This is a genomic window from Sodalis sp. RH15, assembly GCF_047324255.1.
GTDB lineage: Bacteria > Pseudomonadota > Gammaproteobacteria > Enterobacterales > Enterobacteriaceae > Acerihabitans > Acerihabitans ligni.
Window position 1 is genome coordinate 226,982 of sequence record NZ_CP178738.1, and the last position, 17,206, is coordinate 244,187.

At 51.7% G+C, this 17,206-nt stretch carries 10 protein-coding genes, 1 tRNA gene and 2 rRNA genes; 9 read left to right on the forward strand and 4 right to left on the reverse strand.

What is annotated here, in order from left to right; all coding sequences use genetic code 11:
• Positions 1-216: 216 nt before the first annotated feature.
• From ACL2XO_RS01020 to ACL2XO_RS01030, 3 genes are all read right to left on the reverse strand, one after another.
• Positions 217-3,128: ribosomal RNA gene (locus ACL2XO_RS01020) — 23S ribosomal RNA — on the reverse strand.
• A 168-nt stretch (positions 3,129-3,296) separates the two neighbouring features.
• Positions 3,297-3,372, reverse strand: a tRNA-Glu gene (locus ACL2XO_RS01025).
• Between the two features lie 112 nt (positions 3,373-3,484).
• Positions 3,485-5,027, reverse strand: a 16S ribosomal RNA gene (locus ACL2XO_RS01030).
• The 16S and 23S rRNA genes sit together here with 1 tRNA gene alongside, the layout of an rRNA operon.
• A gap of 466 nt (positions 5,028-5,493) precedes the next feature.
• Between ACL2XO_RS01030 and ACL2XO_RS01035 the strand changes: the two genes are divergently transcribed.
• Positions 5,494-6,183, forward strand: a complete 690-nt coding sequence (locus ACL2XO_RS01035; protein WP_132924143.1) for a FadR/GntR family transcriptional regulator — start codon at positions 5,494-5,496, stop codon at positions 6,181-6,183.
• An 82-nt stretch (positions 6,184-6,265) separates the two neighbouring features.
• On the opposite strand, the gene kup is transcribed toward ACL2XO_RS01035, so the two are convergent.
• A complete protein-coding gene (gene kup, locus ACL2XO_RS01040) occupies positions 6,266-8,134 on the reverse strand; it encodes a low affinity potassium transporter Kup (protein WP_132924142.1) in 1,869 nt (622 codons plus the stop codon).
• A 239-nt stretch (positions 8,135-8,373) separates the two neighbouring features.
• Here kup and ravA point away from each other — a divergent pair, with 239 nt between their 5' ends.
• The 8 genes from ravA to atpB all read left to right on the forward strand — a co-directional run bounded on the left by ravA (position 8,374) and on the right by atpB (position 17,186).
• A complete protein-coding gene (ravA, locus tag ACL2XO_RS01045; RefSeq protein ID WP_413742013.1) occupies positions 8,374-9,873 on the forward strand; it encodes an ATPase RavA in 1,500 nt (499 codons plus the stop codon).
• A gap of 6 nt (positions 9,874-9,879) precedes the next feature.
• Positions 9,880-11,349, forward strand: coding sequence for an ATPase RavA stimulator ViaA (viaA, locus tag ACL2XO_RS01050; RefSeq protein ID WP_132924140.1), 1,470 nt, complete (start codon positions 9,880-9,882; stop codon positions 11,347-11,349).
• A 60-nt stretch (positions 11,350-11,409) separates the two neighbouring features.
• Positions 11,410-11,871, forward strand: a complete 462-nt coding sequence (gene asnC / locus ACL2XO_RS01055; protein ID WP_132924139.1) for a transcriptional regulator AsnC — start codon at positions 11,410-11,412, stop codon at positions 11,869-11,871.
• A gap of 89 nt (positions 11,872-11,960) precedes the next feature.
• A complete protein-coding gene (mioC, locus tag ACL2XO_RS01060; RefSeq protein WP_413742014.1) occupies positions 11,961-12,404 on the forward strand; it encodes an FMN-binding protein MioC in 444 nt (147 codons plus the stop codon).
• 380 nt (positions 12,405-12,784) lie between these two features.
• Entirely contained in the window at positions 12,785-14,674 is a 1,890-nt protein-coding gene (gene mnmG / locus ACL2XO_RS01065) for a tRNA uridine-5-carboxymethylaminomethyl(34) synthesis enzyme MnmG (protein WP_132924137.1), read from the forward strand.
• A gap of 45 nt (positions 14,675-14,719) precedes the next feature.
• Positions 14,720-15,340 (forward strand): 16S rRNA (guanine(527)-N(7))-methyltransferase RsmG, encoded by a 621-nt coding sequence (rsmG, locus tag ACL2XO_RS01070; RefSeq protein WP_413726145.1) that lies wholly within the window; start codon positions 14,720-14,722, stop codon positions 15,338-15,340.
• Between the two features lie 635 nt (positions 15,341-15,975).
• The gene (gene atpI / locus ACL2XO_RS01075) at positions 15,976-16,356 is read left to right on the forward strand and encodes a F0F1 ATP synthase subunit I (RefSeq protein ID WP_132924135.1); all 381 of its coding nucleotides are present in this window, start codon (positions 15,976-15,978) and stop codon (positions 16,354-16,356) included.
• Between the two features lie 8 nt (positions 16,357-16,364).
• A complete protein-coding gene (atpB, locus tag ACL2XO_RS01080) occupies positions 16,365-17,186 on the forward strand; it encodes a F0F1 ATP synthase subunit A (RefSeq protein ID WP_132924134.1) in 822 nt (273 codons plus the stop codon).
• Positions 17,187-17,206 lie beyond the last annotated feature (20 nt).

Consider the following 17,206-nt stretch of genomic DNA (forward strand, 5'->3'; position numbering starts at 1 on the left):
CTGAGACTCGCCCTGCGGGCCAGCGCTGTGCGCTGTACAAAATCGTTCCCGACGATTTTGTCATTTCCCCCGTGCAAGGCCAACGCTCCGCGTTGTTGACAGTCCGTCAGTGCTTCGACCGACTGTTTGTATTCTTTAGGTCCGGAACAATCGCTGAAAATTCTCTCATCGCCCTTGCGGACAACGCTCTCATCGCTCAAACACCTTAGGTGTTGTAAGGTTAAGTCTCACGGGTCATTAGTATCGGTTAGCTCAACGCATCGCTGCGCTTACACACCCGACCTATCAACGTCATCGTCTTTAACGTCCCTTCAGGTGGCTTAAAGCCACAGGGAAGACTCATCTCGAGGCAAGTTTCCCGCTTAGATGCTTTCAGCGGTTATCTCTTCCGCACGTAGCTACCGGGCAATGCCATTGGCATGACAACCCGAACACCAGTGGTGCGTCCACTCCGGTCCTCTCGTACTAGGAGCAGCCCCTCTCAATCTTCCAACGCCCACGGCAGATAGGGACCGAACTGTCTCACGACGTTCTAAACCCAGCTCGCGTACCACTTTAAATGGCGAACAGCCATACCCTTGGGACCTACTTCAGCCCCAGGATGTGATGAGCCGACATCGAGGTGCCAAACACCGCCGTCGATATGAACTCTTGGGCGGTATCAGCCTGTTATCCCCGGAGTACCTTTTATCCGTTGAGCGATGGCCCTTCCATTCAGAACCACCGGATCACTAAGACCTGCTTTCGCACCTGCTCGAGCCGTCACTCTCGCAGTCAAGCTAGCTTATGCCTTTGCACTAACCTCACGATGTCCGACCGTGATTAGCTAACCTTCGTGCTCCTCCGTTACTCTTTAGGAGGAGACCGCCCCAGTCAAACTACCCACCAGACACTGTCCTCGACCCGGATTACGGGCCGGAGTTAGAACATCAAACATTAAAGGGTGGTATTTCAAGGTTGGCTCCATAAGGACTGGCGTCCCTACTTCTAAGCCTCCCACCTATCCTACACATCAAGGCTCAATGTTCAGTGTCAAGCTATAGTAAAGGTTCACGGGGTCTTTCCGTCTTGCCGCGGGTACACTGCATCTTCACAGCGAGTTCAATTTCACTGAGTCTCGGGTGGAGACAGCCTGGCCATCATTACGCCATTCGTGCAGGTCGGAACTTACCCGACAAGGAATTTCGCTACCTTAGGACCGTTATAGTTACGGCCGCCGTTTACCGGGGCTTCGATCAAGAGCTTCTCCTTGCGGATAACCCCATCAATTAACCTTCCGGCACCGGGCAGGCGTCACACCGTATACGTCCACTTTCGTGTTTGCACAGTGCTGTGTTTTTAATAAACAGTTGCAGCCAGCTGGTATCTGCGACTGGCTTCAGCTCGGGAAGCAAGTTCCTCCACCTAATGCCAGCGTGCCTTCTCCCGAAGTTACGGCACCATTTTGCCTAGTTCCTTCACCCGAGTTCTCTCAAGCGCCTCGGTATTCTCTACCTGACCACCTGTGTCGGTTTGGGGTACGATTCGATGTGACCTGGTGCTTAGAGGCTTTTCCTGGAAGCGTAGCATCAACCCCTTCACCACCGTAGTGGCTCGTCATCACGCCTCAGTGTTACAAGAGAACGGATTTTCCTGTCCTCTCCACCTGCACGCTTGAACCGGGACAACCGTCGCCCGGCCGGTCTAGCTTTCTCCGTCCCCCCTTCGCAGTCACACCCAGTACAGGAATATTAACCTGTTTCCCATCGACTACGCCTTTCGGCCTCGCCTTAGGGGTCGACTCACCCTGCTCCGATTAACGTTGAACAGGAACCCTTGGTCTTCCGGCGAGCGGGCTTTTCACCCGCTTTATCGTTACTTATGTCAGCATTCGCACTTCTGATACCTCCAGCAACCCTCACAGGCCACCTTCTCAGGCTTACAGAACGCTCCCCTACCCAACAATACCCGAAGGTATCGCTGCCGCGGCTTCGGTGCATGGTTTAGCCCCGTTACATCTTCCGCGCAGGCCGACTCGACCAGTGAGCTATTACGCTTTCTTTAAATGATGGCTGCTTCTAAGCCAACATCCTGGCTGTCTATGCCTTCCCACATCGTTTCCCACTTAACCATGACTTTGGGACCTTAGCCGGCGGTCTGGGTTGTTTCCCTCTTCACGACGGACGTTAGCACCCGCCGTGTGTCTCCCGTGATAACATTCTTCGGTATTCGCAGTTTGCATCGGGTTGGTAATCCGGGGTGGACCCCTAGCCGAAACAGTGCTCTACCCCCGAAGATGAATTCACGAGGCGCTACCTAAATAGCTTTCGGGGAGAACCAGCTATCTCCCGGTTTGATTGGCCTTTCACCCCCAGCCACAAGTCATCCGCTAATTTTTCAACATTAGTCGGTTCGGTCCTCCAGTTAGTGTTACCCAACCTTCAACCTGCCCATGGCTAGATCACCGGGTTTCGGGTCTATACCCTGCAACTACACGCCCAGTTAAGACTCGGTTTCCCTACGGCTCCCCTATTCGGTTAACCTTGCTACAGAATATAAGTCGCTGACCCATTATACAAAAGGTACGCAGTCACCCCAATTTCTCAAGGCTCCCACTGCTTGTACGTACACGGTTTCAGGTTCTGTTTCACTCCCCTCGCCGGGGTTCTTTTCGCCTTTCCCTCACGGTACTGGTTCACTATCGGTCAGTCAGGAGTATTTAGCCTTGGAGGATGGTCCCCCCATCTTCAGACAGGATATCACGTGTCCCGCCCTACTCATCGAACCCACAACCTCTGCACCTTCGGATACGGGGCTATCACCCTCTGTCGCCGGACTTTCCAGACCGTTCTCCTGATGCAAAAGCTGATGGTGGTTCTGGGCTGTTCCCCGTTCGCTCGCCGCTACTGGGGGAATCTCGGTTGATTTCTTTTCCTCGGGGTACTGAGATGTTTCAGTTCCCCCGGTTCGCCTCATTGCGCTATGGATTCACGCAATGATAGTGCAACGAATTGCACTGGGTTTCCCCATTCGGACATCGCCGGCTAATAACGCTTCATATCAGCTTACCGACGCTTTTCGCAGATTAGCACGTCCTTCATCGCCTCTGACTGCCTAGGCATCCACCGTGTACGCTTAGTCACTTAACCTCACAACCCTAAGATGTCTCAGGTTTGCTTGCTTTGAGAGACTCGCATACTGATTTTGCTCAGCATGTTTTTTTCAAATTTTCAGCTTGTTCCGGATTGTTAAAGAGCAGTATTTCGCAGCGCACTCTTTCAAATGCGCTCTGAAATTTATCAGACACGTAGGCTGTTTGGCGTCCCCTAGGGGGTTCGAACCCCTGTTACCGCCGTGAAAGGGCAGTGTCCTAGGCCACTAGACGAAGGGGACAAAGATACGCGTTCGCGAAGCTGCGCTTCACAAACAAAACCATACGAGCTGTTTGCTCATCACTTCTATCAGACAATCTGTGTGGACACGTCACTCGACGCGCATCTTTCGGTAAGGAGGTGATCCAACCGCAGGTTCCCCTACGGTTACCTTGTTACGACTTCACCCCAGTCATGAATCACAAAGTGGTAAGCGCCCTCCCGAAGGTTAAGCTACCTACTTCTTTTGCAACCCACTCCCATGGTGTGACGGGCGGTGTGTACAAGGCCCGGGAACGTATTCACCGTGGCATTCTGATCCACGATTACTAGCGATTCCGACTTCATGGAGTCGAGTTGCAGACTCCAATCCGGACTACGACGCACTTTGTGAGGTCCGCTTACCCTCGCGAGTTCGCTTCTCTTTGTATGCGCCATTGTAGCACGTGTGTAGCCCTACTCGTAAGGGCCATGATGACTTGACGTCATCCCCACCTTCCTCCGGTTTGTCACCGGCAGTCTCCTTTGAGTTCCCACCATGACGTGCTGGCAACAAAGGATAAGGGTTGCGCTCGTTGCGGGACTTAACCCAACATTTCACAACACGAGCTGACGACAGCCATGCAGCACCTGTCTCAGAGCTCCCGAAGGCACAACTCCATCTCTGAAGTCTTCTCTGGATGTCAAGAGTAGGTAAGGTTCTTCGCGTTGCATCGAATTAAACCACATGCTCCACCGCTTGTGCGGGCCCCCGTCAATTCATTTGAGTTTTAACCTTGCGGCCGTACTCCCCAGGCGGTCGATTTAACGCGTTAGCTCCGAAAGCCACGGCTCAAGGCCACAACCTTCAAATCGACATCGTTTACAGCGTGGACTACCAGGGTATCTAATCCTGTTTGCTCCCCACGCTTTCGTACCTGAGCGTCAGTCTTCGTCCAGGGGGCCGCCTTCGCCACCGGTATTCCTCCAGATCTCTACGCATTTCACCGCTACACCTGGAATTCTACCCCCCTCTACGAGACTCTAGCCTGCCAGTTTCAAATGCAGTTCCCGAGTTAAGCTCGGGGATTTCACATCTGACTTAACAAACCGCCTGCGTACGCTTTACGCCCAGTAATTCCGATTAACGCTCGCACCCTCCGTATTACCGCGGCTGCTGGCACGGAGTTAGCCGGTGCTTCTTCTGCGGGTAACGTCAATGATTGAATCTATTCAATCCAACCCCTTCCTCCCCGCTGAAAGTGCTTTACAACCCGAAGGCCTTCTTCACACACGCGGCATGGCTGCATCAGGCTTGCGCCCATTGTGCAATATTCCCCACTGCTGCCTCCCGTAGGAGTCTGGACCGTGTCTCAGTTCCAGTGTGGCTGGTCATCCTCTCAGACCAGCTAGGGATCGTCGCCTAGGTGAGCCGTTACCCCACCTACTAGCTAATCCCATCTGGGTTCATCCGATGGTGTGAGGCCCTAAGGTCCCCCACTTTGGTCTTGCGACGTTATGCGGTATTAGCTACCGTTTCCAGTAGTTATCCCCCTCCATCGGGCAGATCCCCAGACATTACTCACCCGTCCGCCGCTCGCCGGCAAAGTAGCAAGCTACTTTCCGCTGCCGCTCGACTTGCATGTGTTAGGCCTGCCGCCAGCGTTCAATCTGAGCCATGATCAAACTCTTCAATTAAAAGCTTGATGCTCAAAGATTTCATCTGGTTAATCTTTTGAATTAACTGTTTGTCACTCTTCAAGACTTGTATTGTTGTGTTTCGATACGGTCTTGTGAGTGCCCACACAGATTGTCTGATAAATTGTTAAAGAGCATGGCCGGGGAGGTCTAAATCTCACCTGGCGCGGGTTGCGTATATTACGTTTTCCCGCTGAAGAGTCAAGCTTTTATTTGCTTTAGCGAAGCGCTTTTCCCTTCCCGACCAGGTCCGTCGCAGCGGTTAATCCCGGTCAGTGGAGGCGCATTATAGGGACTTATTAACGTCTGACAAGGCTTTATCGGCAAAAAAATACTGATCGGTTTATTTTTCGACAATCAATGTAAAAAATCAGGGATCGCCGCTGCATTTACAACATTTGTCCCGCCATCGAGACGCGCGAAAGTTTACTATGAAGTGAATTAAATCAGTACAGGACAGGCCACGATGCACTTAACAGCGCAACAGCAAGCCGCACAGCGAAACCTTTCCTATCTTCTGGCCGAGAAGCTGGGGCAGCGTATTTTGGCCGGTGAGTATGTAGCTGGGGATATATTGCCCGGAGAAATAGAGCTGGGCGATCTTTTTGGCGTCAGCCGAACTGCGGTGCGGGAAGCGGTGAAAATATTGGCCGCCAAAGGGATGCTTTTACCCAGGCCGCGTATCGGTACCCGGGTATTGCCGCGCCATCAGTGGAATTATCTCGACCAGGAATTGCTGAGTTGGTGGGTGACCCGGGAAAACTTCGACGATGTCATGGCGCACTTTCTGATTATGCGCACCAGCCTTGAACCGCAGGCCTGCGCATTGGCCGCCATCAATGCGGCGGAAGACGAGAAGTATAAACTGGTGCTGCTTATGGAAGAGATGAGCGCGCTGCACAAGCGTTTTGACCGGGAGCGTTGGATAAGCGTCGACGCCCAATTCCACCGGCATATTTACGAAATAAGCGGAAATCCGTTTCTTTCCTCGTTTGCCAATCTGTTCAGTTCCATTTACCAGAACTATTTCCGCGCCATCGTCAGCGATGAAGTCGTTAAGTTAGGTTCCCACCAGGCGATCGTAGACGCCATATTGGCATCCGATTCTCCTGCAGCCTTGGCAGCCTGCCAGCGGTTGCTGGCGGAAAATGACTGATAAGGCCCAGACAGCAGCAGCGGTGAAATAGCGAACCGGTATGATATGGCACTAGCCTATAAGTGACACCGGACTGGGGACATCAGATTTCCACCTGGGTGCCCAGTTCAATTACCCGGTTAGGTGGAATCAGGTATTGATCAGGAGCCCTTAGCGCATTTCGGCTCAGCGCAATAAACAACTTGCCGCGGATAAGCAGATACCACGGCCGTTTACCCAGAATCAGCGATTCATGGGACATAAAAAATGATGTTTCCATCATCCGGCAGGATAAGCCTTCCAGACCGCACCTGTGGAAAATTTCTTCCATATCAGGGGTCTCTTTGAAGCCGTAATTGGCCACAACCCGCCAGAAAGTCGGCGAAAGCTGTTCAATGGTGACGCGCCGGACGTTATGTACAAACGGCGCATCTTCCGTTCTGAGTGTCAACAGTACCACCCGTTCATGCAGTACCTTGTTATGTTTGAGGTTATGCAGTAACGCAAACGGAATGACATTCATGGCGCGGGACATGAACACCGCCGTACCGGACACTCTTACCGGCGGTGATTTTTCCAATGACGCAATCATGGCCTCAAGGGAATTGCCATGCTCATGCAAGCGGCGCAATAGCCGAAAACGTTCGCTTTTCCAGGTTGTCATGACGATAAACATCAGGAAGCCCAGCAGCAACGGCAGCCAGCCGCCGGAAAATATCTTGAGTACATTGGCGGAAAACATCGGGACATCCATCCCCAACAGCACCACCAGCAAAATAATCACCAAAAAACGATTCCAATGCCAGTTTTTCACGGCGACGGTACAGGACAGAATGCTGGTGATAACCATGGTGCCGGTCACGGCAATGCCGTAAGCCGCCGCCAGATTGCTTGAGTGCTCGAAACTCAGGATCACCAGCACCACCGCCGTATAAAGCAGCCAATTGATAAAAGGAATATATATCTGGCCGGATTCCATTTCGGAGGTATGGACGATACGCATAGGGGGCAAATATCCCAAACGAACCGCCTGGCGCGTTAAGGAGAAAACGCCGGATATCACCGCCTGGGAAGCAATAACCGTGGCGAGGGTAGCCAGAATCAATAGCGGAATCAACGCCCAGTCAGGTGCCAGCAAAAAGAACGGATTTTTTATCGCAGCGGGGTGCTTCAGCAATAACGCCCCTTGGCCGAAATAATTCAATACCAGCGAAGGTAATACCGCACTGAACCAGGCGAGGCGAATAGGCAGCTTGCCAAAATGTCCCATATCGGCATACAGCGCTTCTACCCCGGTAATGGCCAGCACCACTGCGCCAAGTGCAAAAAAGGATACTGCTTTATATTGGATAAAAAAATCCACCGCCCACTTGGGATTTAATGCATAGAGCACTTCAGGATTGATCCAGATTCCCCTGATGCCGAGAACGGCTAAGGTAAAAAACCACAACACCATGACCGGGGCGAATAATTTACCGATTCCGCCGGTTCCTTTTTTCTGTATGGCGAACAATAAGGTCAGAACCAAAACCGACAATGGAACGATATAGGTGTCCAGGGAGGGAGCGGCAATTTGCAGCCCTTCAATGGCCGAAAGCACTGAAATAGCCGGCGTTATTACTACCTCGCCATAGAAGAAGCTGCCGCCGATGAGGCCCATGATAACCAGAACCCAGGTTAAACGGGCAGAAGTGTTCCTGCCGGCCAGCGACATCAGCGTCAATATCCCCCCTTCGCCGGAGTTATCCGCTTTCATTACGAAGGTCAGGTATTTAAACGAAACGATGAGTATCAGCAGCCAAAATATCAATGAGAGGAAGCCGAATACCGCTCCCCGCTCAACGCCGAAGCCATAATGACCGGCCAGGCATTCTCTGAGGGTATATAGAGGACTGGTACCGATATCTCCATAAACCACGCCAATTGCGGCTAAGGTGACCGCCGGCAAGGATTGCTTTATCTCTCTGCTCATAACCTCTTCGCGCTGTAGTGTATCCGTAAGCGTTTGGTGGGCTTCGTCCTGAGCTCATCAAAAAGCGCACAGTATGCATGAAACTTGAAGAATACCTAATTTAATATCATCTTTATGAGTATAAAAAACGGTCGGCCAGTCCATCGACCCGCCGATGGACATATCTTTTCTCACCTATCATTCTAAAAATGAGTGGTTTATTGTTCTGGAATCACTCTTTTTGGGTTAACGCATTCATTATGGCTCATTCATCACTTCTGGTTGAGAGAATTTATCGTCTGAGCAATGCTTTGGAAAGCGGACTTTATGAGCGGCAACATACTATCCGTCTCTGTCTGCTGGCGGCATTGTGCGGTGAAAGCGTCTTTTTACTCGGGCCGCCCGGTATCGCCAAAAGCCTTATTGCCCGGCGGATTAAACTGGCGTTCAGCCACGCCAGGGCCTTTGATTATCTCATGACCCGCTTCTCCACGCCGGAAGAGGTATTCGGTCCCCTGTCACTGCAGGCGCTAAAAGAAGATGGTCGTTATGAACGGCTGACCAAGGGATATTTGCCGGAAGCGGAAATCGTTTTTCTCGATGAAATCTGGAAAGCAGGTCCGGCTATTCTGAACACATTATTAACTGCCATTAATGAACGGCGGTTTCGTAACGGTGATAAAGAGCAAGCACTTCCGATGAGGTTGCTGATTACCGCCTCCAATGAATTACCGGATGCTGAAAGCGGCTTGGAGGCCCTTTATGATCGCATGCTGATTCGTCTGTGGCTGCATAAGGTAAAAGATAAATCCAATTTCCACGCCCTGCTGACCCATCCGGCGGAGCCGGGTGGGGAAACCATCCCTGAGTCGGTGAAAATCAGCGATGAGGAGTATCGGTCCTGGCAGTCGCAAATCGATCAGGTCAGCTTATCATCGGAATGCTTCGAATTGATTTATCAATTACGCCAGCGCCTGGACGCGCTGACGGATGCGCCCTACGTTTCCGATCGGCGCTGGAAAAAAGCGCTGCGTTTATTGCAAGCCTGCGCTTTTTTCAGCGACCGGCAAGCCATCGCACCGGTGGATATCATTCTGCTCACCGAATGTTTATGGCATGACCCCGATAGCCTTAGCCTCATAGAGCAGCAGGTGGAAGGGGTGATTCTGGAACACGGTTACCAACAGCAGGCCATGCTGTTAAAAATCCAGGAAATTATCCGGCAAAAAATAGAGCATCGGCATAGGCACAGCGCCAGTGAATCTATAACGGTGGATGCGAAAAAGGGATTGATGGCCCGTCGGCCTGTCTACTCTCTGCCGGAGGCGCTCAATGACAAAACGCTGGTGCTGGTATTACAAACTCCATTGGTTTTACAGGATATACAGGTCACCCATATCGCCGTGGAGCGGGATACTTTACAGCAATGGCTGGTGAAAGGCGGGGCGTTGAAAGCGCGACTGAATAACATCGGTTTTGCCCAACCGCTGGAGGCGCGGATAAACGAGCAGCAGCAATTGGAAGTGCTGGATATCAGCCGGCGGGCCTCGTTGCTGGCGCGTGAGAGCAGGCTTTCCACTGAGGAGTTGCCCTCGGAGCTCAATGAAGCCCTGGTCGGTGTGGAACGGCAATTTAACCAGCAACGCAGTCGTTTCAGCGAACACCAATCCTGTCTGTTTATCACTAAAGATTGGGTGGCTAAAATCGAAGCCAGCTTATTGGAAGTCTCACAACAGCTTCAACTGGCCAGACAAGGCTAACCTATCATGCTGGCTTTAACCACGCTGGACATGTTTTTGTCGATTAACGACAGTGAACTGCTGGATAACTTTATCCTGACGCTGCTTGCCAGTCCGCAATTAGCGGTTTTCATGGAGAAATACCCTTCGCTTAAGAAAGCCCTTCTACATCGAACCCCGCTGATAAAGCAGCGATTGGAACAAACGGTAAAAGAGACCAGGGTGCCGCCGGAACTGGCTGCTGAGTTCCAGGCGTTTCAAGAGTGTCAGTTAATGGCGCAGAACGCCTTTAATGCGGCATTGCCGCAGATATTGGCCCGGCTGGAACGGCTGGGTTCGCCTTTTTCCTCCCAGGCCCGGACGTTGACCAGAAACGCAACCCTGAACAACACGCGGCCCGAAAGCAGCTTCCAGGTACTTTTTCTCCAGCGCTGGCGGCTAAGTCTGACCTTTCAGGCCACCACGCTGCATCAGCAGTTGCTTGAACAGGAACAGGATATATTGCTCGAGGAACTACAGCAGCACCTGGCGGCCAGCGCCGCATTGGTGCCGTTACTGGCGGAAAACGACAATTCGGCGGGAAAGTTGTGGGATATGACCGCCGGACAGTGGCAGCAGCTGGATTATCGTCAGCTGGTGCATTATGGCGAATTCTTGCGGCAACAACCCGAGCTTCAGGCCCTGGCCGATCAGTTGGGCCGCAGCCGCCATGCGAAAACCCATGCAGTAGCGGAAGCCACCCAACAATGGGTTCGATTGATGATCCGCGAACCGGCGATACTTCCGGAGGAAGTCAATGGTATTCATCAAAGCGACGATCTGCTGCGATTGCTGCCTTCCGAGCTGGTTACCCTTGGGATAAGCGATCTTGAGTTTGAGTTTTATCGCCGTCTGCTGGAAAAACGCCTTTTGACCTATCGATTACAAGGGGATACCTGGCGGGAGCGTATCAGTCAGCGGCCGGCACGGAGCGAGCGTATGGAATCGCAGCCCCGGGGACCCTTTATCGTTTGCGTAGATACATCCGGTTCCATGGGCGGCATTAACGAGGAATATGCAAAGGCATTTTGCCTGGCATTGATGCGCATTGCCCTGACGGATGACCGCCGTTGTTATGTCACTCTTTTTTCGACCGGAATGGTGAGCTATGAGCTCACGGCGCCGTCGGGACTGGAACAGGCAATTCGTTTTCTCGGACAAAGCTTCCGGGGAGGGACCGATCTCGTCGCCTGCCTGAGCGCGCTGGCGGATAAATTGGATACTCCACCCTGGCGGGACGCGGATGCGGTAGTGATTTCCGACTTTATTGCGCAGCGGTTGCCGGATGAGCTGATTACCCGCATCAGGCATCAGCAGCAGCGGCAAACGCAGCGTTTTCATGCTGTCGCCCTGTCAGCGATGGGAAAACCGGGTATTCTGAAGATATTTGATCATATCTGGCGGTTCGATACCGGTTTAAGAAGCCGGTTGATGCGTTTCTTGCGCCGCAGAAACTAAGCAATGCCTGGCGATATGCCGCGATGACGCGGACCGTTCATCGGCTATACAGAGGAAACCATGTCGGACCTATACCAGATAGATGACCTTGACCGCGCTATTTTAAAGGCATTAATGGCCAATGCCCGTACCGCTTATGCCGAACTGGCCAAGCAGCTTGCGGTCAGTGCCGGTACTATCCATGTGCGGGTGGAAAAGATGAAGCAGGCGGGCATTATCACCGGCGCCCGGGTGGATGTCAGCGCCAGGCATCTGGGCTACGACGTGTGCTGCTTTATCGGCATTATTTTAAAAAGCGCCAAGGACTATCCTTCGGCGCTCAAGAAACTCGAGGATCTGGAGGAAGTGGTGGAAGCCTATTACACCACCGGCCACTACAGTATCTTTATCAAAGTCATGTGCCGCTCCATCGATGCCCTGCAACAGGTACTTATCAACAAGATCCAGACCATTGATGAAATTCAGTCAACAGAGACGTTGATCTCGCTGCAGAACCCCATCAGCCGTACCATTGTGCCTTAAAGGTTATTTCTTATACCCCTATTATCCACAGGTAGATCCCAGGCCGTACACAGCGTACAATATCGGCTCATTTATCAGGCGGGAATAATATGGCCGATGTAACGTTAATCTCCGGCAGTACCCTGGGTAGCGCCGAATACGTGGCCGAGCATATCGCCGGTCTGTTGGAGCAGCAGGGATTCACCACCGAGATTTTGCACGGTCCCGAATGGGAAGAGCTGAGTCCGCAGGGGCTTTGGCTGATTATCACCTCCACCCATGGCGCCGGAGAGTTGCCCGACAATCTGCAGCCTTTATTTGAACAAATGGCCGCCGATCGCCCCTCGCTTTCTGGTGTGAAATATGGCGGTATAGGGATCGGCAGCAGTGAATACGATACCTTTTGCGGCGCCATCGAAGAGGTTGATCGTCAAATGATCGCATTAGGCGCGGAACGGATCGGTGAGATATTGAAGATCGATATCACTCAGCATGAAATTCCCGAGGATCCGGCTGAAGAGTGGGCCAAAAAGTGGATCGGTTTGATTAAATAGTAAAAAATATCTTCTTTTTTATGTGTATAACATAGCTTAAAACCGGCTTATAACCGGTAGTTATCCACTGTATAACCTTTGCTCGCTTATTGAGCTGTGCATAAGTAGCGATCTTGATCCCAGCTTATACCGCTCGGGATCACCACTCATTCACAGCAATCGATCGATCTCAATAAGTTGTTTTCCATCATGAAAAACGGCTTATCCACAGAAGATCGCGATCCTAGTAGTAGAGGTAATAAAGAGATCTTTAAATAAAAAGATCTTTCTTTAATTACCCGTGGATCCACGGGGCTTGTATCACTTCCAAAGTTGAGTAGAATCCACATTCCCGGAAGATCCAGACGATCCTTTGCTCCCAGAAACGAGGTTTATGCAACATGTTTTATCCCGATCAGTTTGACGTCATAATCATTGGTGGCGGCCATGCCGGAACTGAAGCGGCCATGGCGTCGGCTCGTATGGGATGTAAGACCCTGTTATTGACGCATAATATCGATACCCTCGGGCAAATGTCCTGTAATCCGGCCATCGGCGGCATAGGGAAGGGCCATCTGGTGAAGGAAATTGATGCTATGGGCGGTCTTATGGGAAAAGCCATCGACCGTGCCGGCATTCAGTTCAGGATACTAAACGCCAGTAAAGGACCTGCGGTTCGAGCTACCAGGGCTCAGGCGGATCGGCTGCTTTACCGATTGGCGATCCGGACCGCTCTGGAGAACCAGCCCAACCTCATGATCTTCCAGCAGGCGGTGGAGGATCTGATCGTTGAAAACGATCGGGTGGTGGGCGCGGTGACGCAGATGGGGCTCAAATTCCGCGGACGTTCGGTGGTGTTAACCGTCGGCACCTTCCTGGACGGCAAGATCCATATCGGCATGGATCATTACAGCGGCGGCAGGGCCGGCGATCCGCCGTCCATCGCCCTGTCAAAACGCCTGCGTGAATTGCCGTTCCGGGTCAAGCGGCTGAAAACGGGCACCCCGCCCCGCATCGATGCCCGCACCATCGATTTTAGCGTCCTGGCCACGCAACAAGGCGATAACCCGCTGCCGGTCTTTTCGTTTATGGGGTCAGTGACGGACCATCCCCGCCAGGTGCCTTGTTATATTACCTATACCAATGAACGGACCCATGAGGTCATCCGTCAAAATCTCGATCGCAGCCCGATGTATGCCGGCATCATCGAGGGCGTGGGTCCGCGATATTGTCCTTCCATCGAAGATAAGGTCATGCGCTTCGCCGATCGCGATTCCCACCAGATTTTCCTTGAACCGGAAGGGCTTACCAGCAACGAGGTCTATCCTAACGGCATCTCCACCAGTTTGCCCTTCGATGTGCAGATGAAAATCGTGCATTCCATGAAAGGCCTGGAAAACGCCCTGATCGTCCGCCCTGGCTATGCCATCGAGTATGACTTTTTTGATCCCCGCGACTTGAAACCGACGCTGGAAAGTAAATATATCGCCGGCCTGTTCTTTGCCGGACAGATCAACGGCACTACCGGTTATGAAGAAGCCGCTGCCCAGGGCATGCTGGCTGGTATCAACGCGGGGCGCGCCGCCAAGGATTTGGAGGGATGGTTCCCAAGGCGGGATCAAGCCTACCTGGGAGTTCTGGTGGACGATTTATGCACCCTGGGGACGAAAGAGCCTTATCGTATGTTCACTTCTCGTGCCGAATACCGTTTGCTGCTGCGTGAAGATAACGCTGATTTGCGGCTTACCGAAACCGGCAGGGAGTTGGGGCTGGTGGATGACGAGCGCTGGGCGCGCTTTAGCGAAAAACAGGAAGGTATCGAACGGGAACGCCAGCGCCTGCGCGACCTGTGGGTACACCCTCGCACCGATGAAGTGGAAAAGATCAACTCTCTGCTGAAAAGCCCGTTGACTCGCGAGGCCAGCGGCGAAGAGCTGCTGCGCCGCCCCGAAATGACCTATGACATTCTCACGTCATTACCGATGTTTTCGCCGGCGTTAGCCGATGCGCAGTCAGCGGAACAGGTGGAAATCCAGGTCAAATACCAAGGCTATATTTCACGACAGCAGGATGAAATCGACAGGCAGCTGCGTCATGAAAACACCCTGCTGCCGGTTGATTTGGATTATCTGCACGTGGCGGGCTTGTCCAACGAGGTGATTGCCAAACTCAACGATCATAAACCGGGTTCTATCGGCCAGGCGTCCCGCATCTCCGGGGTGACGCCCGCCGCAATCTCGATTTTGCTGGTCTGGCTTAAAAAGCAGGGTTTGTTGCGCCGCAGCGCCTGACATGCTGTTAGGTCAGGAGATGAGGCACCGTTAAAGGATGTATGCATGTTAGCTAAACTGGATGCCCTGCTGTCTCAGGGGGGAATTATGCTGTCCGATCGGCAAAAACAGCAATTGCTGCTTTACGTTCAGCTGCTCGACAAATGGAACAAGGCTTATAACCTGACGTCGGTGCGCGATCCCGAACAGATGTTGATACGCCATATCATGGACAGCATCGTGGTGAATGCCCATTTACAGGGACAGCGCTTTATCGATGTGGGCACCGGGGCCGGCTTGCCGGGCGTTCCCTTGGCCATTGTCCGACCCGCGTCCCGTTTCACCCTGCTGGACAGCCTGGGCAAGCGTATCCGGTTTTTACGCCAGGTGCAGCATGAGCTGCAATTGGAGAATATTGAAACGGTGCAAAGCCGTGTTGAGGATTATATTCCGCCGGCGCCTTATGACGGTATCATTAGCCGCGCGTTCGCTTCCGTTAACGATATGCTGTCCTGGTGTAAACATTTGGCCTCGCCCGGCCAAGGCCGGTTTTATGCCCTTAAAGGAACGATCCCGGCAACCGAACTGGCGGAACTGCCCGCGGGGTTCGAGATGGAATCAGTGATAAGACTCGATGTTCCAACGTTGGCGGAAGAGCGTCATTTGGTGATTCTGGGGCGGCGCTAAAATTGTTTTTTATCAATAAAAAGTCGAATAGCACCGTAGGGATAATTCAGTCAATGAACAGGTAGTGAAGTAATAATATTTCAAATATTGTTCACTATTATTTAACATTTAAAGATCATCCTTGTGGGCATAAATTTAGTTTTAACTCTAATAGTCACTATAGAAAATATATGTGTCGAAAAATGTCAATGATATTCCCTTATAGGATGGGAAAAAAAACTCCCGGTATTTTCCCTTTGACCGGATTGGCGGCCTATAAAGCCTATTTTATAATAAAAAATATATAACTTAATGATATTTATTGTTTTTATTGGAAATGATTTGCTGAAGTCGACAAGGTGTATTGAGCTGACAGAGAGACTTCCTTCTTATAAATGTGATCATGCGCACAGTTTGATATGTAATAATTGCTCAAGCAGTATGAAGTTATGCATGGTATGATTCCTGCGCTTTATAGCGAAAAACGGGCAAAACGAACGGATTTAAATTATTGTTCACCTTTTCGCTACTTATGGATTGAATTCATAGTATCGACCCGTATAATTTGCACGTTTTTAGCTGCTTGACTCATGACGCTAAAGGCAGTTTTATACTCCTTCAGTCTGACCAGAACGGGTGCGGAGAGAAGTTAAGTCATGTCCTTATCCCTCTACAGCGGGAAAGTCGCCGGAAAGTTGTTATTTATCCAGCTAATGACTTTTGTTCTGGTAAGCGCACTGTTTGCGCTGTTCAATTCGCATTGGAGCGCTTCCGCCCTGAGCGGTGGGCTGGCGGCTTGGCTGCCGAACGTATTGTTTGTGCTGTTTGCCTGGCGCCATCAGGTAAATGTTCCGGCCTCGGGACGTGTTGCCTGGTCGTTTGCCATCGGAGAGGCGCTCAAGGTCGTCGTTACGATAGTCTTGCTTATCGTGGCGCTTGGGGTGTTCAGGGCTGCGTTTGTTCCATTGGGCCTGACCTATTTATCGGTGCTGATTGTGCAGATATTGGCACCGGCCGTAATTAACAACAAAGGGTAAGAGGCATCATGTCTGCATCAGGAGAAATCTCTACTCCACAGGAATACATAGGGCATCACCTGAATAACCTTCAGCTGAACCTGCGTACTTTCGAACTGGTTAATCCCCACAACGGCCCGGCAACATTCTGGACGCTGAACATTGACTCCATGTTCTTTTCCTTGCTGCTGGGCGTGATCTTTATCTGGATCTTCGGTCGTGTCGCCAAAGGCGCCACCAGCGGCGTTCCCGGTAAACTGCAAACCGCCGTTGAACTGATTATCGGGTTTGTTGATGGCAGCGTACGGGATATGTTTCACGGCAAAAGCAAGCTTATCGCTCCGTTGGCGTTAACCATTTTCGTCTGGGTTTTTCTGATGAACCTGATGGATTTGCTGCCAATCGATTTGCTGCCTTATATCGGCGAACATGTTCTCGGGTTACCGGCGTTGCGCGTTGTTCCTTCCGCCGACGTGAATATCACGATTTCTATGGCCTTGGGCGTATTCATCCTCATTCTGTTCTACAGCGTGAAGATGAAAGGCATCGGCGGTTTTATCAAAGAACTTACCATGCAGCCGTTCAACCATTGGGCCTTTATCCCCATCAACTTTATTCTCGAAGGCGTTAGCTTGCTGTCCAAACCGGTTTCATTGGGCCTTCGGTTGTTTGGCAATATGTACGCGGGTGAGTTGATTTTCATCCTGATTGCCGGTCTGTTACCGTGGTGGTCTCAATGGATTCTCAATGTGCCCTGGGCCATTTTCCATATACTGATCATTACGTTACAAGCCTTTATCTTTATGGTGCTGACGATTGTCTATCTTGCGATGGCGTCTGAAGAACACTGATACTTTTTACAATAATGTTG